The 17556-nt window shown below is 60.4% G+C and carries 19 protein-coding genes; 7 read left to right on the forward strand and 12 right to left on the reverse strand.

The window, feature by feature from the left end:
• Positions 1-424: 424 nt before the first annotated feature.
• Positions 425-1648, forward strand: coding sequence for a methyl-accepting chemotaxis protein (locus ACSQ87_RS11725; protein WP_411741505.1), 1224 nt, complete (start codon positions 425-427; stop codon positions 1646-1648).
• A 137-nt stretch (positions 1649-1785) separates the two neighbouring features.
• On the opposite strand, the gene ACSQ87_RS11730 is transcribed toward ACSQ87_RS11725, so the two are convergent.
• The 3 genes from ACSQ87_RS11730 to ACSQ87_RS11740 form a co-directional block, all read right to left on the reverse strand.
• Positions 1786-2025 (reverse strand): DUF2789 domain-containing protein, encoded by a 240-nt coding sequence (locus ACSQ87_RS11730; protein ID WP_150655494.1) that lies wholly within the window; start codon positions 2023-2025, stop codon positions 1786-1788.
• A gap of 131 nt (positions 2026-2156) precedes the next feature.
• Entirely contained in the window at positions 2157-2387 is a 231-nt protein-coding gene (locus ACSQ87_RS11735) for a hypothetical protein (RefSeq protein ID WP_008151675.1), read from the reverse strand.
• A gap of 157 nt (positions 2388-2544) precedes the next feature.
• A complete protein-coding gene (locus ACSQ87_RS11740) occupies positions 2545-2793 on the reverse strand; it encodes a hypothetical protein (protein WP_046048118.1) in 249 nt (82 codons plus the stop codon).
• 413 nt (positions 2794-3206) lie between these two features.
• On the opposite strand from ACSQ87_RS11740, the gene ACSQ87_RS11745 reads away from it, so the two are divergent.
• The 3 genes from ACSQ87_RS11745 to ACSQ87_RS11755 all read left to right on the forward strand — a co-directional run bounded on the left by ACSQ87_RS11745 (position 3207) and on the right by ACSQ87_RS11755 (position 5015).
• Positions 3207-3677 carry a hypothetical protein gene (locus ACSQ87_RS11745; protein WP_008151679.1) on the forward strand — a complete coding sequence of 157 codons (471 nt, stop codon included), beginning with the start codon at positions 3207-3209 and terminating at the stop codon, positions 3675-3677.
• Positions 3677-3880 (forward strand): hypothetical protein, encoded by a 204-nt coding sequence (locus tag ACSQ87_RS11750; RefSeq protein ID WP_223432166.1) that lies wholly within the window; start codon positions 3677-3679, stop codon positions 3878-3880. Before ACSQ87_RS11745 ends, ACSQ87_RS11750 begins: the two co-directional genes overlap by 1 nt.
• A 118-nt stretch (positions 3881-3998) precedes the next feature.
• A complete protein-coding gene (locus tag ACSQ87_RS11755; RefSeq protein ID WP_223432167.1) occupies positions 3999-5015 on the forward strand; it encodes an ABC transporter substrate-binding protein in 1017 nt (338 codons plus the stop codon).
• Positions 5016-5116: 101 nt separating this feature from the next.
• On the opposite strand, the gene ACSQ87_RS11760 is transcribed toward ACSQ87_RS11755, so the two are convergent.
• Entirely contained in the window at positions 5117-7249 is a 2133-nt protein-coding gene (locus ACSQ87_RS11760; RefSeq protein ID WP_223432168.1) for a TonB-dependent receptor, read from the reverse strand.
• A gap of 89 nt (positions 7250-7338) precedes the next feature.
• The gene (locus ACSQ87_RS11765) at positions 7339-7725 is read right to left on the reverse strand and encodes a DUF2946 domain-containing protein (RefSeq protein ID WP_223432169.1); all 387 of its coding nucleotides are present in this window, start codon (positions 7723-7725) and stop codon (positions 7339-7341) included.
• Positions 7726-7820: 95 nt separating this feature from the next.
• Here ACSQ87_RS11765 and ACSQ87_RS11770 point away from each other — a divergent pair, with 95 nt between their 5' ends.
• On the forward strand, positions 7821-8258 hold the full coding sequence (locus ACSQ87_RS11770; protein WP_223432170.1) for a DUF3995 domain-containing protein: 438 nt from the start codon (positions 7821-7823) through the stop codon (positions 8256-8258).
• 15 nt (positions 8259-8273) lie between these two features.
• Here ACSQ87_RS11770 and ACSQ87_RS11775 read toward each other — a convergent pair whose 3' ends face one another.
• The 7 genes from ACSQ87_RS11775 to ACSQ87_RS11805 all read right to left on the reverse strand — a co-directional run bounded on the left by ACSQ87_RS11775 (position 8274) and on the right by ACSQ87_RS11805 (position 15633).
• Positions 8274-8636 carry a Na+/H+ antiporter subunit G gene (locus ACSQ87_RS11775; RefSeq protein WP_223432171.1) on the reverse strand — a complete coding sequence of 121 codons (363 nt, stop codon included), beginning with the start codon at positions 8634-8636 and terminating at the stop codon, positions 8274-8276.
• Entirely contained in the window at positions 8633-8911 is a 279-nt protein-coding gene (locus ACSQ87_RS11780) for a K+/H+ antiporter subunit F (RefSeq protein WP_008151692.1), read from the reverse strand. The genes ACSQ87_RS11775 and ACSQ87_RS11780 overlap by 4 nt, the downstream gene beginning before the upstream one ends.
• Complete coding sequence (locus ACSQ87_RS11785) at positions 8908-9396, reverse strand: Na+/H+ antiporter subunit E (RefSeq protein ID WP_223432172.1); 489 nt, start codon at positions 9394-9396, stop codon at positions 8908-8910. The genes ACSQ87_RS11780 and ACSQ87_RS11785 overlap by 4 nt, the downstream gene beginning before the upstream one ends.
• A complete protein-coding gene (locus ACSQ87_RS11790) occupies positions 9393-11075 on the reverse strand; it encodes a monovalent cation/H+ antiporter subunit D (protein WP_223432173.1) in 1683 nt (560 codons plus the stop codon). Before ACSQ87_RS11790 ends, ACSQ87_RS11785 begins: the two co-directional genes overlap by 4 nt.
• Positions 11072-11416, reverse strand: a complete 345-nt coding sequence (locus ACSQ87_RS11795; RefSeq protein WP_007986256.1) for a Na+/H+ antiporter subunit C — start codon at positions 11414-11416, stop codon at positions 11072-11074. Before ACSQ87_RS11795 ends, ACSQ87_RS11790 begins: the two co-directional genes overlap by 4 nt.
• Positions 11416-14334, reverse strand: coding sequence for a monovalent cation/H+ antiporter subunit A (locus ACSQ87_RS11800; RefSeq protein WP_223432174.1), 2919 nt, complete (start codon positions 14332-14334; stop codon positions 11416-11418). Before ACSQ87_RS11800 ends, ACSQ87_RS11795 begins: the two co-directional genes overlap by 1 nt.
• Before the next feature lie 273 nt (positions 14335-14607).
• Positions 14608-15633 carry a DMT family transporter gene (locus tag ACSQ87_RS11805; protein WP_223432175.1) on the reverse strand — a complete coding sequence of 342 codons (1026 nt, stop codon included), beginning with the start codon at positions 15631-15633 and terminating at the stop codon, positions 14608-14610.
• Between ACSQ87_RS11805 and ACSQ87_RS11810 the strand changes: the two genes are divergently transcribed.
• Positions 15628-16191, forward strand: coding sequence for a helix-turn-helix domain-containing protein (locus ACSQ87_RS11810; protein ID WP_223432176.1), 564 nt, complete (start codon positions 15628-15630; stop codon positions 16189-16191). The genes ACSQ87_RS11805 and ACSQ87_RS11810 overlap by 6 nt on opposite strands.
• Before the next feature lie 155 nt (positions 16192-16346).
• Positions 16347-17549 (forward strand): SfnB family sulfur acquisition oxidoreductase, encoded by a 1203-nt coding sequence (locus ACSQ87_RS11815; protein ID WP_223432177.1) that lies wholly within the window; start codon positions 16347-16349, stop codon positions 17547-17549.
• Positions 17550-17556 lie beyond the last annotated feature (7 nt).

Raw genomic sequence — 17556 nt, forward strand, 5'->3', positions numbered from 1 at the left:
TAATGCCGATACAACAATTAGAATTATGGGTGGGGTGACGAAGATGACGCGTGACGGATCTCTGGTTGCAGCAGCATCTGCACCCGTGTTTTTGCCGAAAAACCTTTGGCTGACGCCGACCCTGCAAAGCATCGCCCTGATGCTCTTGTTGTGCGGCATGACGTTGGGCGGCTGGTCGCTTTACCTTGGCCTGCCATTGGCGGTGCTGGTGATCTGGCTACCTCGCTTGCGCTCGCGCGCCCTCCCTGAGGCAACCCCCGTCGACAGCGCCAGCGCGATTGCCGAGTTGACTCGCGATCTTTCCTACACCACCAGTCATAACGCGTTGTCTGCCGCCGGTGTGGCCTTTTCGGTCAAGCAACTGGCCGACAAACTGCAATCGCAGCTCGGTGCCGCGGCGCAGATTGTCAGCAACGCCGAAGTGATGATCGCGACCGAACAAGCCACCTCGACACTCAGCCGGGAAGCGCTCAGTGCGGCCAGCGAGGCACATCGCAGCAGCGCGGCAGGGCGTACGGAACTGATCGAGTCCATCGCCCGTATGCATCAACTCAGTCAGCGCGCCAGTAACAGCCGTGAACTGATCGAAGCCCTGAGCCTGCGCAGTGATGATATCCAGCGGGTCACCCTGGTGATCCAGTCCATCGCCAGCCAGACCAATCTGTTGGCATTGAACGCGGCGATCGAGGCGGCGCGGGCCGGGGAGCATGGTCGCGGATTTGCGGTGGTGGCCGATGAGGTTCGCGGTCTGGCCGCGCGCACGGCGACGGCCACCGGCGAAGTCGGGGAAATGGTCGCTGATATTCAGCAACGCACCGCGCAAGTGGTGGAGCAGATCCGTCAACTGTCCAGCGACCTCGACACCGGTGTCGAGCAGGTCGAACACACCGGTCAGCATCTGGAGAACATTGCGCGTCTGGCTGCCGGCGTCGAAAGCCAGGTCGGGGAAATCGCCAGGGGCGCCGACACCAACCGCGAACAACTCGATAGCCTGTTTCACGCCATCGAACAGATGCGCAGCGACCTGGCGATCAGCGACCAGCAGACCCAGCGCCTGGCCCAGGCCGCGGTGCAAATGGAAGGTCAGGCCGAAACCATCAGCGAACGCCTCGCCGAAGTCGGGCTGGATGACTATCACCAACGGATTTATGACCTGGCCCGCGAAGGCGCAAGTCAGATTGCGGCGCGCTTTGAAACGGATATCGACGAGGGCCGGGTCAGCCTCGATGACCTGTTTGACCGCAATTACCAAACCATTCCCAACACCAGCCCGGCCAAATTCCAGACCCGCTTCGATCGTTACGCCGATCAAGTCTTGCCGACGATCCAGGAACCCTTGTTGCCGCGCCATGAAGGCCTGGTGTTCGCCATCGCCTGTACGCAGCAGGGCTATGTGCCGACCCACAACAAGGTCTTCAGTCAACCCCTGACCGGTGATGCGCAGGTCGATACCCTGCAAAACCGCACCAAACGCAAATTCGCCGATCGCACCGGGATTCGCTGCGGTAGCCATCAGCAGGCTGTACTGCTGCAAACCTACACCCGCGATACCGGTGAGCTGATGCACGACCTCTCGGTGCCGATCATGCTCAAGGGCCGGCATTGGGGTGGTTTGCGATTGGGTTACAAGCCGGAAAGCCCTCGTTGAGGCCCCTCCCTGTAGGAGCTGTCGAGTGCAACGAGGCTGCGATCTTTTGATCTTCGCTTTTAAACCATCAAAAGATCGCAGCCTCGTTGCACTCGACAGCTCCTACAGGGGAATGCATGCACTAGTCGCGATGCAGGCTAGTGGATCTGATGCATGCGCAGGTTCAGGTCGTCGACCACCCGCGCCCAATCCGCGTCTTCACGCAATTGTTCTTTCAGGAAGCCGGCTTGCTGCGGGGTCCAGATCTCGGCATCAATGAGTTTCTTGTCGTCGGCCAGGGGTGAATGACTGGCAATGAAATCGTCGATGGCCTTCTCGCTGGAGTCCAGACCGAGTTGGTCGAACAAGCCTTTCAAGTCATGTGTCGGTGAATCCATGTTCATCTCCTTGCGGGTCGCGTCGAGTGCGAGATCTGAGGCGCGGCTTCATTGCATCTGAGGGAGCCGCGCTTCAGGAGTTCGATGGCGATGTTCGTAAGCAAAAATGAGCATAGACTGCAAACCGACTATCAGGCTTTCAATGCGCCTTCATCGACCGCAACCTTCAGCGCCTTGGCGGCATCCTGGGCGGCAACGGCGGCGACGTCCGAGGTCTTGAACCAGCGATCCTTCTCGACCTGGTGATAGGTCACGGTGGTTAGCGGTGGTTTGGCGCGCATGATAATGACTGCCTGGAATTCGCCTTCGACTTCTCTGGCTTCGCCCCGGATAAAAAATTCACCGATATCAAATTCCGTCACGTAGCAGCCTTCCTTTGAAATATTCTGTTGTTTTGAACGCCGCCCACCCTGGGGACGGGTTTCATTGGTCGGGCAGTATGGCAGTAGTTGCATGCTGGCGGCTGAGTTAAGTCGCCGGCATGACGAAGCGTCTATGGAAATGAATGTGGCGGGACCGTCAACCGCGTAATTCGAGCGAGCGGGCAAGGGCGCAGGCTTCGTTATGATTGCCGCGGAAACCTCTGACGCGGCCGGTGGAAATTTCCTTGATATGAAAAAAGGCATTGCCGGCCAAAATGACCTGAAAGCGTGGCCGGGCGAGCTCTTCAGGGTAGTATTCATGTGGTTGAAACATCCCTGGGGGCAGTGTCCTCGAGCTGTTTGTATTGGGCGCCTGAGGGTGAGCAAAATGTGTCAGCGTGCACATATGAAGTCCTTTTCGTTGTTTTACCGACGTGCGTACGTGGTTTTGGGTAGTCTCGATGAGCATCGCTGCTCTAGAATCACCGTCAGTGTTTGGCGATCGATGTTCATCTAAAGCAATTTTTTGCTGGCGATATGTCGGAAAAGTGCTTTTTTTAAAGAGTTTTTTCCCTAAAGTTGGTAGTCCCGTTTTTCTGGCCGTCAGAAGGGCTTTTTCCTTCAACCTCTGACGAACGCCAGGCAAGACGACGTGAGTGTTGTTCCAGTAGTCTTCTCAAACCTCGCGATGGATGAGCCCTCTGCTCGTTTCAGGATTTCAACCCGGGTCATTTGGCTACACCTTCGGCATTGCCGCTTTTTTCTGCTGTGCGCTGTTTTCCTGCGTGCAGCATCATTTTCAGATGTGGGGATGTTTCCTTGGCAGTAAGTAATCTCGATATGCATGCTTTGTTCGTGCTGGGTGATTTGCGCGCAAAGCTGGTTAAACAGTTCCAGTCTCGTTTTGTTTACATCACCGAACAGAACGCTGAAGGCATTTACATTGCCGAGATCGATACCGAAGAGGCGCTGGTGGTTGATGACAAACCAGGGCTTAAACTCAAGGTCGGCGATCATTTCAGCGCCTCTGTATTACCCAGTCGCGAAGGCGGCAAGCTGGACATCAAGTTCCGCGAAATCAAATTGACGGTTTACGGCCTGGGTGATTACGCCTTCGTCACCACCGCTGATGGTCACGGGATCGTGTTCAAGGAAGGGCATAGCGTGGTGATGGTGTTCGCCGCTCACCAACAGTTGCAGGAAGGCCTGACCAAAACCCTGAAAGCCGTGACCGCCAAGGCGGCCAAGTGGCGCAAAGGGGAACTGGTCACCTTCAAGGCCAGCGAATAATGACCCTGACCCGCGCCGACTTCCACCAACAGAACCAGGCCAGTGCGCAAGCCGAAGCCCAGCGGCTGTTCGGCCAGAAGGCTGTTTTGCAAGGTGCATGGCTGGGTTGGGTGGCGTCACAGATCTATACGTTGCGTCCGGCGGAGTACGCCAGCATGGTACGAAGAGCGCTGGCGCGCTTGCAGGAACCTCCCGAAAACTGATTGACCTCCCTCGAAAGCAGGAACCTCTACTACAGTCAGTGGACTGAGTATTCAGAGGCTTTGCGGTCTTCTGCCAGGCCATCCTGCTATTGCTGTGAACAGCGCGAGGTGCAAAAGCATGAACGGATTTCGACGGTTGCTGGCCGCTACCCTGGCCACTTTCGGTTTGTTGGCTTCACCCGTTCCGGTGTTCGCTGCCCAGGCGCCGATCCACTTCGCCGACCTGAACTGGGAAAGCGGCAGCCTGATTACCGATATCCTGCGGATCATCGTCGAGAAGGGCTACGGGCTGCCGACCGACACCTTGCCGGGGACAACCATCACCCTGGAGACCGCACTGGCCAACAATGACATTCAGGTCATTGGCGAAGAATGGGCCGGTCGCAGTCCGGTCTGGGTCAAGGCTGAGGCCGAAGGCAAAGTCGCGAGTCTCGGCGATACGGTCAAGGGCGCCACCGAAGGTTGGTGGGTGCCCGAATACGTGATCAAGGGCGACCCGGCGAAAGGCATCAAGCCGCTGGCGCCGGGCCTGCGCAGTGTCAGCGACCTGCCGAAATACAAGGGCGTGTTCAGCGATCCGGAAACGCCGGGCAAGGGGCGCTTCCTCAACAGCCCGATCGGCTGGACGTCGGAAGTAGTCAACAAACAGAAACTCAAGGCGTATGGGCTGGATGACAGCTATGTGAATTTTCGCAGCGGTTCAGGGGCAGCGCTGGATGCGGAGATCAGTTCTTCGATTCGTCGCGGCAAACCGGTGCTGTTCTATTACTGGTCGCCTACGCCGTTGCTCGGCCGCTTCAAACTGATTCAGCTCGAAGAGCCGCCGTTCGACGCCGATGCCTGGAAAACCCTGACCGACGCCGACAACCCGAATCCGAAACCGACTCGCTCACTGCCCTCGAAGCTGTCCATTGGCGTGTCCGCGCCATTCCAGAAGCAGTATCCGCAGATTGCCGAGTTCTTCACCAAGGTCGACTTGCCGATCGATCCATTGAACAGGGCGCTGGCCGAGATGAGCGAAAAACACACCCCGCCACGTCAAGCGGCGCAGGCGTTCATGAAGGCGCACCCGGACGTGTGGCAGGCCTGGGTGCCCAAGGATGTGGCGGATAAAGTCTCTGCCGAGTTGAAGTGATGGGGTGAGGCTGATGCCGCCTTCGCGAGCAAGCCCGCTCCCACAGGAGTACGCGATCAACTATGGGAGCGAGCTTGCTCGCGATACTTTTGTTTTTGCTTTTAGAATCGGGTTTGCACCGCCAACTCGAAGGTACGCGGTGTGCCGAGGTAATACGCCGGTGACACATGGGCAAACTCGGCATACACCTCATTGGTGAGGTTGCGCACCCGGCCGGTGACGGTGGTGTGTTGATCGACCTTGTAGCTGAGGAACGTTCCGTAGAGCGTGTACGACGGCACGGTCAGGGTGTTGGCGCTGTCGGCAAACACCGAGGCCACATACCGCGCGTCGACACCGCCCTGCCACTGCGGCGCGAAGTCATAGGTCAGCCACAGATTGCCGACCCGCTCCGGCACGTTGGTCGGAGTGTTGCCTTTGCGTGAAACCACCACACCCGCCGCATTCTTCTCGTTGAATTCGTCGTACTGCGCATCGACCCAGGCGAAGTTGCCTTCGGCCAACAGCTTGTCGGTGATCCTGAACGAACTGGCCAGTTCGATCCCTTTGGACGTCTGCTGACCCACTGGAATGCTGCTGGTCGGGTCCAGCGGATCGGTGATTGCGAAGTCCTTTCGCTCGATCGTGTAAGCCGCCACTGTCGCCGAGCCGCGGCCGTCCAGATAATCGAATTTACTGCCGACTTCCCATTGCTTGCCGGTGGACACGTCGAAGTCTTGCGTGCCGTTGGGCTGTTCGGCGGCGGTGCTGTATTGCACGTAGACGTTGGCTTGGGGAATGAATTGGTAAGTCAAGCCGACCCGACCGGTCACCGGCTCCCAGCTGCGCTTGAGGTGCCGAGGATTGCTGGCGGTCACGACCCGGTGGTTGGTCACGTCCAGGTCGATGTCGTCGTAACGCAGGCCGGTCAGCAGCGCGAGTTTGTCGGTGAGTGCCAAACGGTTCTCGGCGAACAGGGCTTTGGTGGTGACTTCGTTGGTCTTGTCGCTGACAAACCCCGGTTTGGTACCGGGGATGTCGTAGAAGTGACCCGGCTGAAAGTGATTCGGGTCGACGGTGCTGGCACCTTTGACGTTCAGCGGTGAGTTGGTGGTCTGGTTGACCTTGTACTCGAAGCCACCGGACCAGGTCGTGTCCAGCCCGAACAACGTGTTGTCGTGGCGCAGTTCGAACTGGTTGCCGTTCTGCTCGCCCTGATGCCGGACCTGATACGCCGTGGAGCGATTCACCGCACTGTTGTCGGCGTTGTACTGGTAGGTTTCGAGGTTGCGGTAATCGCGCTGGCTGTCGAGGTGGTAAAGGGTGTTGCGCAGGGTGGTGCTGTCGTTGATCCGGTAGTCGATGATCGAGCGCACCCAGATTGTGCGCTGCTCGTAGCGGCCGTCCTCGACGTTGTAGTTGTTGAATCGGTTGTGCTTGTCGATCTTCAATTCGCCGGCCTTGGGGTTGAGCACCGGGGTGCCCCAGTAAGGGCTGTCTTCGTGTTCATCCTGATATTCCAGGGCCAGGGTGTGGGACAGGTCGGGCGTCAGGTCGCTGAGTAGCGAGAACGCCACGCTCCATGCATCACGCTCCTGGCGGTCGATGTAGCCGTTGCCGGTGTTGTGGCTGACGTCGAGCCGCGCGTAGTGCTGCACGTCCGCGCTGGCATCGCTCAGGGCGTGGTTGAGGCCGAATGCGGTCTCGGTGGTGTCGTAACTGCCGTAGCTGACCCGGCCTTCGATGGCTTGCTCTTCACGTGTCGCCAGTTTGGTCACGTAGTTCAGCGAACCGCCCACGGAGCCCGCACCATTGATCAGCGATGACGGGCCGCCCACCAGTTCCACTCGATCATAGATCCAGGCGTCTACCGGCCGGGCGAGGCCGCCAGAGACATTGATGCCGTTGAACATCTGGGTGATCTGGCTGCTGGTGAAACCGCGATAGGAGACGAACCCACCGAAACCCGGCGGTGCGCTGGCGTTGACGCCCGGTAGGGTGTTGGCGGCGTCCTGGAAGTTCTGCGCGCCGTGGCGCTCGATGTCGTTGCGGTTGGCCACGGCCACCGAGGCAGGGGTTTCGCGCACGCTCAGGCCAAGCCGCGAGGCCATGCCGCTGGACTGATCCAGACTCAGCCCCGGCTCAGCTGCCGCTTCGCCGTCAATCGTAATGGGCGCGAGGTCGATCGTGGATTGCGCCCAGGCGTTTACAGACAGGCAGCCGAACAGGCTTGCCAGTAAAGGAATGCGTTTCATCGATGAATCCTGAATGCTTGACTAGGAAGCAGCGCACACGCCAACGCCACGCGTTGGCGAGGTGGGCTGATCGGAAAAGACGAAGAAATTCAGGCGACAGGCGGAGCGCGAGGATTGGCCGAGGGCCAGGTGAAGCGGGCAGGGAGGTCAGCATTGGCGACGACGGCCAAGGGCGGACTGTGTTGCTGCGGGAGGATCGCCAGGGTCAGGCTGGAATTGAGCGCCGGGCCCATGCCGCCGGTGGAGCACAACGGGCAGCCGAAGGCCTTGGACAAGGTCGGCAGTTTGTCTTCGGAGGTGTTCGACGAGGCCGGCAGCTGGGTGGCCGGGTCGACTGTACAGAACTGGCCGCCGATGCCGTTGAGCTGCATCCCGACCATTTGCCCGTGACCGATACTGCAGGCGAACACGTTGAACAGGACGCAGCAATAAAGCATCCAGGCCATCAATGTGCGATCAGTTCGGGCGAGTTTCATGGGGCGGCACTTTATCATCGCCGATGACGAATACCCTTACAAAATCGTTCAAGGAAGTTCATTCTGCTGCGACATTTCACGCTGGAAGTCCGAACATGAGCCTATTGATCGCGCAATGGATGGCTGCCATCTTCCTGTTGATCAGCCTGATCCACCTGTACTGGGCGGCAGGTGGCAAGTTAGGTAGCGAGGCGGCGGTCCCGCGAATATCCGCGGAGGATGGCGGGGGATCCAGGCCGGCCTTCAAGCCTTCGGGCTTCGCCACGTTGCTGGTGGCGGTCGGGTTGCTGCTGATTGCGATGCTGGTGTGCTTGCGAGTCGGCCTGTATCTGCCGACGGTGCATCACTGGTCGCTGCAATGGGTGATCAGCGCGATTGCGATGCTGATGTTCGCCAGGGCGGTCGGCGATTCGAATTTGATAGGGTTCTTCAAGCAGGTGAAGAATTCGAAGTTTGCCCGGCTCGACACCTGGGCGTATTCGCCGTTGTGTGTGGTGTTGGGGGCCGGGTTGTTGGCCGTTGCCTGGATCTGAGGCAAAGCAAGATGTCTATCTTCCGCTCTCCGTGCGCCGACTACTCACCTCAGCCGGCACATCATCCCCCGCCATGCGCTTGCGAAACAGCGCCGCCCGCGCGAGCAACAGCGTGGTCACCGGCACCGTAATCGACAACAGAATCGGAATAAGCCAGGCATGCAGCACCGGCCCGGACTTGAGTGCCGAAAAGTAAATGATCGAAGCCAGTGCCACGCACCAGGCGCCCAAGGTCGACGCCAGCGCCGGCGGGTGCATGCGCTGGAAATAGTCCTTCATCCGCACCAGGCCAATGGCGCCGATCAGCGCAAACAGACTGCTGAGCACCAGCAGGATCGCCACCGGAATTTCCACCCACACAGACAGTTCAGCGCTCATTCGATCACCTCGCCACGCAGCAGGAATTTCGCCAGGGCAAACGAGCCGACGAAGCCGAACAGCGCAATCAGCAGCGCCGCTTCGAAGTAAGTGTCACTGGCATAACGAATGCCCAGCGCCAGCATCATCAGCATCGCGATGATGTACAGGTAATCCAGCGCCAGAACCCGGTCCTGAGCCGACGGCCCCTTGAACAGTCGGATCAGGGTCAGAATCATCGCCAGGGAAAAGATGAACAGGCTCAGCAGGATCGCGTTCGACAGCAAGGCGCTCATTCGAAGATCTCCATCAAGGGGCGCTCGTAGGTCGCCTTGAAGTGCTGGATGAACAGCGCTTCGTCATCCAGATCGAAGACGTGCAGCAACAGAATGCTACGATCCAGCGCCAGTTCCGACCACACGGTGCCGGGAATCACCGTGCAGATCATCGACAACGCGGCCAGGCCGTTGGCGTCACGCAGGTCCAGCGGCACCTTGATGAAGCACGAACGTGGTGGACGGCGACCGGCGTTGAGCACACCCCAGGCCACGGCGAGGTTGGACACCACCACATCGCGACCGACCAGAAAGAACAAACGCACAATTACGCCCGGCCGACGAATGCGGATCGGCAGCGGACGCAGCTTGCGCATCATCAACGGTGCGCAGAACCCCAGCACCGCGCCCAGTAGCAGATTGCCGGGGCTCATCGACTGGTTCAGCACCAGCCACAGCAACCACAGGGCCAGCGACAACCAGGGAGCAGGAAACACACGCTTCATGGTGTGACCTCCGCTACCGCGGCTTTGGCTTCCGGGCTCGGAATCGCACGAGTACCGAGCACCGCCATCACGTATTGCTGCGGATTGTTCAAGGCTTGGGCGGCCGCCTGGGTGTAGCGCAGCAGCGGTTCGGCCTTGAAGGTCAGCGCAATGCTCAGGCCCAGCAACGCAATGATCGGCACGCATTCGAAACGTCGCAGCAACGGTGACGGCCGCTCCTCAGGTGTCCAGAACCGCTGGATGCCCAAGCGCGAGAAGGCGATCAACGAAGCCAGTCCGGAGAGGATCAGCAACGCCAGCAAGCCCCACGCCGCGTTAGAAATCGGCACATCGGTGCCATTGCCCAGGCCCAGCGGATTGAGCAGGGCGCTGAGCAGGCCGAGTTTGCCAATGAACCCCGAGAGCGGCGGCATGCCGATGATCAGCAGCGAGCAGGCAATGAAGCTCAACCCGAGGAACGCCATGGTCCAGGGAATCACCTGGCCGACCACGGCTTTCTGCTCGTCATCGAGGTTGATGCCTTTGGGCGGCTGCAAGGATTCCATCGGTCGCGGCAGATCGCCGTCATCGAACAACGGCATTTCATTGGCCGAACGCGAACGCTCGATCAACTCGGCCAACAGGAACAGCGCGCTCAATGCCAGGGTCGAGCTGACCAGATAGAACAGTGCCGCGCCGATCAGGTTGGGTTGGGCAAAACCGATGGCCGACAGCAGAATCCCGGCCGACACCAGAATGCTCAGGCTGGCCAGGCGCTCCAGTCGTTGTGCGGCGAGAATCGCCACGGCGGCGCAGACGATGGTCGCCATGCCGCCGTAGATCAGCCAGTCGCCGCCAAAGTACGCCGAGGCGCCGGCCTGACCGGAGAACAGCAAGGTCCACAAGCGCAGCAAGGTGTAGACGCCAACCTTGGTCATGATCGCGAACATCGCCGCCACCGGTGCGCTGGCCGCGGAATAGGCCGGCACCAGCCAGAAATTCAGCGGCCACATTCCGGCCTTGGCCAGGAACGCGACCGCGAGAATGCCCGCGCCGGCATGCAGCAGGCCGCGATCGGCTTCCGGCACCAGCGGAATTTTCAGCGCCAGGTCGGCCATGTTCAGGGTACCGGTGACGCCGTAGATCAGCGCCGCGCCGATCAAAAACAGCGACGAGGCCAGCAGGTTGATCGAGATGTAATGCAGCCCTGACGACACCCGCGACCGGCCCGACCCGTGGAGCATCAGGCCATAAGAGGCCGCGAGCAACACTTCAAAAAACACAAACAGGTTGAACAGGTCCGCCGTCAGGAATGCGCCGTACAGGCCCATCATCTGAATCTGGAACAGCGCGTGGAAGCTCGAACCGGCACCGTCCCAACGGGCCATGGCGAACAGCAGGGCGCTGACGCCGATGATCCCGGTCAGCACCAGCATCAGCGCCGACAGTCGATCGACCACCAGCACGATCCCGAACGGCACCTGCCAGTTGCCCGGCAGGTACACGCCGATGGAGCCGGGGACGCCGGTGGTTTGCGTCCATTGCAGCAACAGTACGGCAATGCCCAGCCCCAGCAGGCTGGAGAACAGGTTGATCTTGGCCTTCAGCGGACGGTGCTTCTCCCCCAGCATCAGCATCACGGCGGCGGTCAGCAGCGGCAGCAGAATCGGTGCAGCGATCAGGTGCGGCATCAGATTCATTCTTTAGGCTCCCGGCCATCCACATGGTCGGTGCCGGTCAGGCCCCGGGAGGCCAGCAGCACCACCAGAAACAGCGCAGTCATGGCGAAGCTGATCACGATGGCGGTCAGCACCAGCGCTTGCGGCAGCGGGTCGGTGTAGTGCAACAGGTCCTGCGGCACGCCGTCCTTGATGATCGGCTCCTTGCCGATAAACAGGCTGCCCATGCTGAAGATGAACAGATTGACGCCGTAGGACAGCAGGCACAGGCCCATCACCACCTGAAACGTCCGTGGCCGCAGGATCAACCAGACGCCCGACGCGGCCAGCACGCCGATGGCGATTGCGATGACTTCTTCCATCAGACGGTTCCTTGCGTGGCGACGGATCTGGGCAGGGCAGCGGTCTTGTGACCCCGTACCGATTGGTGAGCGAGCGCGGTGAGAATCAACAGGGTCGAACCGACCACCACGGCGTACACGCCAATGTCGAAGAACAGCGCACTGGCGATGTGAATGTCACCGAACACCGGCAGTCCGAAATGCCAGGTGTGGGTGGTCAGGAACGGATACCCGACGGCCATCGCCCCGAGCCCGGTGACCGTGGCAAACAGCAGGCCGGTGCCCATCCAGCGCAGCGGTCGCAGGCTCATTTGCGCCTCGACCCATTGGGTGCCGGCGACCATGTATTGCAGGATGAACGCCACCGACATCACCAGACCTGCGACAAAACCGCCGCCCGGTTGATTGTGGCCGCGCATGAACAGGTAGACCGATACCACAAAGGCGATCGGCAGCAGCAGGCGCACCAGCACCGCCGGCACCATCATGAAACCGAGTGCGGTGTCGCTGGCGTGACGCGGGTTGACCAGATCAGTCACCACGTCCGGTGCCAGCAGACGCTGCTGGGCCGGCAACTGCAGGCTTTCTTTTGGCGGACGGAAGCGTCGCAGCAGGGCGAAGACGGTCAGGGCCACGGCCACCAGCACGGTGATTTCACCGAGGGTGTCGAAGCCGCGGAAGTCCACCAGCATCACGTTGACCACGTTGCTGCCGCCGCCTTCGGGCAAGGCACGGCTGAGGTAGAACGAGGAAATGTCGTTCGGCGTCTGGCGCGTCAGCATCGCGTAGGCCAGCAACGCCATGCCGCCACCGACCACACTCGACAGCAGCAAGTCGCGGATACGACGGATGCGTGCCTTGCGCAGGCTGCTCGGCAGCGGCGACACTTCTTCGATCCGTCGAGGTAGCCAGCGCAGACCGAGGAGGATCAGCACTGTGGTCACCACTTCCACGGCCAATTGCGTCAGCGCCAGGTCCGGCGCCGAGAACCAGACGAAGGTGATGCAGGTCATCAGACCGCAGACGCTGACCATGGTCAGGGCCGCGAGCCGGTGATACTTGGCCTGCCACGCCGCGCCGAGGGCGCAGGCAATCGCCAGCAGCCAGAGGGTCACGAACACGATCGACCCCGGAATCTTCGGTCGGTCGCCCCAGCTCAGGCTGCTGTGGAGCATCGGGATCAACCCGGCCAACACGGCCGCGAGCACCACCAGGAACAATTGGGTTTGCAGGCGCTTGGTGCTGATCCGCCGCTCCAGACGACGGGCCAGGCGCATCATGATCACCAGGCTGCGTTCGAACAGGCGCTTGCCGTTGAACCGGCCAATGATCGGCGGGTACTTGAAACGCCCGTGTTTGAGCTGATTGCGCAGCAGCAGATAAAGCACGATGCCGCAGGACATGGCGATCAGGCTCATGATCATCGGCGCGTTCCAGCCGTGCCAGATCGCCAGGCTGTATTCAGGCAAGATGCCGCCCACCACCGGCAGGGCAGCCGCAGCCAGCAACGGGCCGACCACCTGTGCCGGGAAAATCCCCACGACCAGGCAGGCGAATACCAACAACTCCACCGGCGCGCGCATCCAGCGAGGCGGCTCGTGCGGCGTGTGCGGCAAGTCGGTGGCGGTCGGGCCGAAGAACACGTCGGCGGTAAAGCGCAGCGAGTAGGCGACGCTGAAGGTGCCGGCGATGGTCGCGACGATGGGCAGCGTCATCTCGATCCAGGCCGTGGCATTGATGAACACGGTTTCGGCGAAGAACATTTCTTTCGACAGGAAGCCGTTGAGCAGCGGCACGCCGGCCATTGAGGCGCTGGCGACCATGGCCAGGGTGGCGGTGAACGGGATCAGCTTGATCAGGCCGCTGAGCTTGCGAATGTCCCGGGTGCCGCTTTCATGGTCGATGATCCCGGCGGCCATGAACAGCGAAGCCTTGAACGTGGCGTGGTTGAGAATGTGAAACACCGCGGCCACAGCGGCCAGCGGACTGTTCAGGCCCAGCAGCAGGGTGATCAGGCCCAGGTGGCTGATGGTCGAGTAGGCCAGCAACCCCTTGAGGTCGTTCTGGAACATCGCGCAGTACGCGCCGAGCAACAGGGTGCAGGCGCCGGCGCCGCTGACGATGTAGAACCATTCTTCGCTGCCGGACAGCGACGGCCACAGTCGTGCAAGGAGAAACACCCCGGCCTTGACCATGGTCGCCGAGTGCAGATAGGCCGAAACCGGTGTCGGCGCCGCCATGGCGTGGGGCAGCCAGAAGTGGAAGGGGAATTGCGCGCTTTTGCTCAGGGCGCCGATCAGGATCAGGGGTAGCAGAACAGGGTAGAGGGCGTGTGCGCGAATCAGATCGCCGGCGGCCAGGACCTTGTCCAGGTCATAGCTGCCGACCACATGGCCGAGCAGCATGACCCCCGCCAGCAGACACAAACCGCCTGCGCCGGTGACCATCAGCGCCATATAAGCACCGCGTCGCGCATCGGCGCGGTGGTGCCAGTAGCCGATCAACAGGAATGAAAAGAGGCTGGTCAGCTCCCAGAAAAACACGATCTGGATCAGGTTGCCGGAGATCACCAGCCCGAGCATGGCGCCCATGAACGCCAGGAAAAACGCGAAGAACCGTGGCACCGGATCGTCCGGCGACATGTAGTAGCGGGCGTACAACGAAACCAGCGTGCCGATGCCCAGCACCAGCATCGAGAACAGCCAGGCGAAGCCGTCCATGCGCAGGACGAAGTTCAGGCCCAGGCTGGGCAACCAGAAAAATTCTTCGCGGATCACGCCGCCATCGGCGATTTGCGGGTACAGGAGGGCGACCTGAACGGTGCCTATCAAGGCAACCAGACCAGCCAACAAAGATTCGGTGTTACGCGCGTTGTGCGGCAGCAAGGCTGCCAGACAGCTGCCGATAAAAGGCAGAAGCAGTAGAACTATCAGGGACATAGGCTTCTAATCTGCGGAAGTTTGTGAAGCATCATACGTGCCAGCTCCCGGATCACCAAACGCCAAGCTGTCGCAGAATCCTACAAGGTAGACGGAAAATTCCTGATTCACATTGTTTCCAGAGACTGGTTTCAACCGTCCCGGCCTCTTCGCGAGCAAGCCCGCTCCCACATTAAATCTTTAGTGAACACAGAGTGTGTGTACGACGGAGATTAAGTGTGGGAGCGGGCTTGCTCGCGAAAGCTATCTGCCAAACAACGCAAGTATTGCGCCTTAACCTTGTGTTTCCTGCTCCAACTCCTCTTCAGGCGAAACAGCCTTACCCTTGGTCTTCAACTCACTGACGATCACCGCCGCCACAATCAACCCCGCACCCACCAGCGCAATCGCCGGCAACCGCTCCCCGGCAATCCTTCCGACAATCCCGGCCCACACCGGCTCGCCTGCATAAATCAACGTCGCCCGGGTCGGTGAAACGCTCTTCTGCGCCCAGTTCATCGCCACTTGAATCGCCGCACTGGCCGCGCCCAAGCCCAACGCGCTGCATAACAGCAGCCAGGAGAAGTCCGGAATCCTTTCCTGAGTCGGCACCACCATCAAGAACGCCAGCGCCGAGGTGACCGCCAATTGCACCACCGTCACCCGTCGCACATCGACCTGGCCGGCATACGTACTGATCAGAATGATCTCCGCCGCAATCGCCACGGCGCTGATCAACGTGGCGATTTCACCAGGGCTGAAATTGAATGAAGCGCCGGCCGGTCCCGACAGCAACATCAACCCGGTAAACGCCAACATGATCCCGATGCTCGGCATCAACCCCGGACGTCGCCCCAGCACTAGCCATTGCAGCAACGGCACGAAGGGCACGTACAACGCGGTAATAAACGCCGACTGACTGCTGGGAATGCTCTGCAACCCAACGGTCTGCAAACCATAACCGAGCATGATCGCCACGCCGATAAAGGCCCCGGCCTTCAATTCGAACAGGTTCAGTTCCCGCAGGTGACGCCAGGAAAACAGCGCAACAATGATCGCCGCCGCTGCAAAACGCAGACCGACGAAGAACATCGGCCCGCTGACGGTCATCGCATGCTGCACCAGCAAGAAGGTGCCGCCCCAGACCATGGTGATCAGCACCAGCACGCACTCGGCCTTGCTGAACCGCGAGAAACGGGAGGAAGTGTGAGGGGTATTCACCGACGTCATGACCTTGCGCGCTACCTGAGGGGGACGCACAATGCGCCGAATGTTGCGCAGTATACTGCCCAACCCCACCAAGTGAGCAATATAGTGCACAAAGATTCCACGCAACGGACTTCGGTACTTCAGCACGTCAGCCAGAACGTTCGACGCTTGCGCCACGCCGCGGACATGAGCCAGGCGACGCTGGCGGAAAAATCCGGGGTCAGCCGCCGGATGCTGGTGGCGATCGAGGCCGGCGAGAAGAACGTCAGCCTGACCACCCTCGACCGCGTGGCCGAAGCGCTGAACGTCGCATTCAGCGACCTGATCCAGGCCCCGGATGCACGCGATCCGAGTCGCATCAACGAAGTGGCCTGGGCCGGGACGATTCCTGGCAGCAAAGCCGTTTTACTGTCCAAAGCCACGGCTGCCCGCGAGGTGGAACAGTGGGAATGGTGTCTGCAACCAGGGGAGATTTATCCGTCGCAACAGGATGCCGAAGGCTGGAGTGAGCAGATCTACGTGTTCGAAGGCTGCCTGACGCTGATGCTGGGCGATACACCTCATGAGATCGCTGCCGGCGAGTTCTACATGTTCGCCAGCCACCAGCCCCACGCCTATCGCAACGATGGGCCGGTGGCGGCGCGGTTTGTGCGAAATGTGGTGATCTAACTGTTTGCTGATCAACACTGGATAGACACTTTGCTGTTTTAAAGCTGCGAGCCTTTCTCGGATGATTCTTTAACCTATTGAAAATTAAGTGATTTAGTTTTAGGCACGACTCCTGCAAAAGCTTTGGTGCATTCACCAGATCCCGGAGTCGGCCCATGACAGCCTCTGCCCAACCCCCTCGCACCGCCCATGTGATTTGCTCGGACGCCGAGGCGATTGCCGTCGCCCACAAGCTCTCCGCACGCTTTGCCATCGAGGCCAGCGTGCGGGATCGCGAGCGACGCCTGCCGGTCGCCGAGCTCGACGAGTTTTCCGCCAGCGGCCTTTGGGGCATCACCATTCCCAAGGAATACGGTGGCGCCGGCGTTTCCTACGTGACCGTCGCTGAGGTGATCAAGATCATTTCCGCTGCCGACTCATCCCTCGGCCAGCTCCCGCAAAACCATCTCGGCGTACTCGACATCCTGCTGCAAACCGCCACCGAAGAGCAGAAGCGTTACTACTTCGGCAAAGTCCTGCAAGGCTACCGTTTCGGCAACGCGTTCTCTGAATCCAAAAGCAAAAATGCCGGGGCCTTCGAAACCCGAATCCGTTTCGATAAAGACACCGCGCAGATCGACGGCGAAAAGTTCTACTGCACCGGCGCCTTGTTCGCGCACATCGTGCCAGCGGTGGCGGTCGATGAAGAGAGCAAGGCCTTCATCGCCTTCATCGAACGCGACACTCCCGGCTTGACCGTTATCGACAGCTGGGATGGTTTCGGCCAGCGCACCACGGCCAGTGGCGGCGTCACTTTGAACGCCGTGAAAGTCCCGCTCAGCGCGGTCATCCCGGCTCATAAAGCGTTCGACGAACCCACCGCCGACGGCCCGATCTCGCAAATCATTCAGGCTGCCGTGGACACCGGCATTGCCGTCGGCGCCCTGGAAGAAACCAAACGTTACGCCCGCGAATCCCGCCCGTGGATCGACAGCGGCAACGATCACGGCTGGCAGGACCCGTTCAGTATCGCTGCGATCGGCGACCTCGAATGGCGCGTCCACGGCACCGAAGCGATCCTCAAAAAGGCCGGCCGCGCCATTGACCATGCCTTGCTCAACCCCAATGAAGACACGGTGGCCCGCGCTTCGGTGGTGGTTGCCCAGGCCAAAGTGCTGTCCGCCGAGATCGCCTTGCTTGCCAGCAGCAAACTCTTCGAACTGGCCGGTACTCGCTCGGTGCTCGGCAAATACAACCTCGACCGCCACTGGCGCAACGCGCGGACGCACACCCTGCACGATCCGGCACGCTGGAAATACCACCTGATCGGCAACTACCTGCTCAACGGCGTGAAGCCTGCGCGCCACGCCTGGAACTGAGGAGCCC

The sequence above is a fragment of the Pseudomonas sp. LjRoot277 genome, from assembly GCF_964253845.1.
GTDB lineage: Bacteria > Pseudomonadota > Gammaproteobacteria > Pseudomonadales > Pseudomonadaceae > Aquipseudomonas.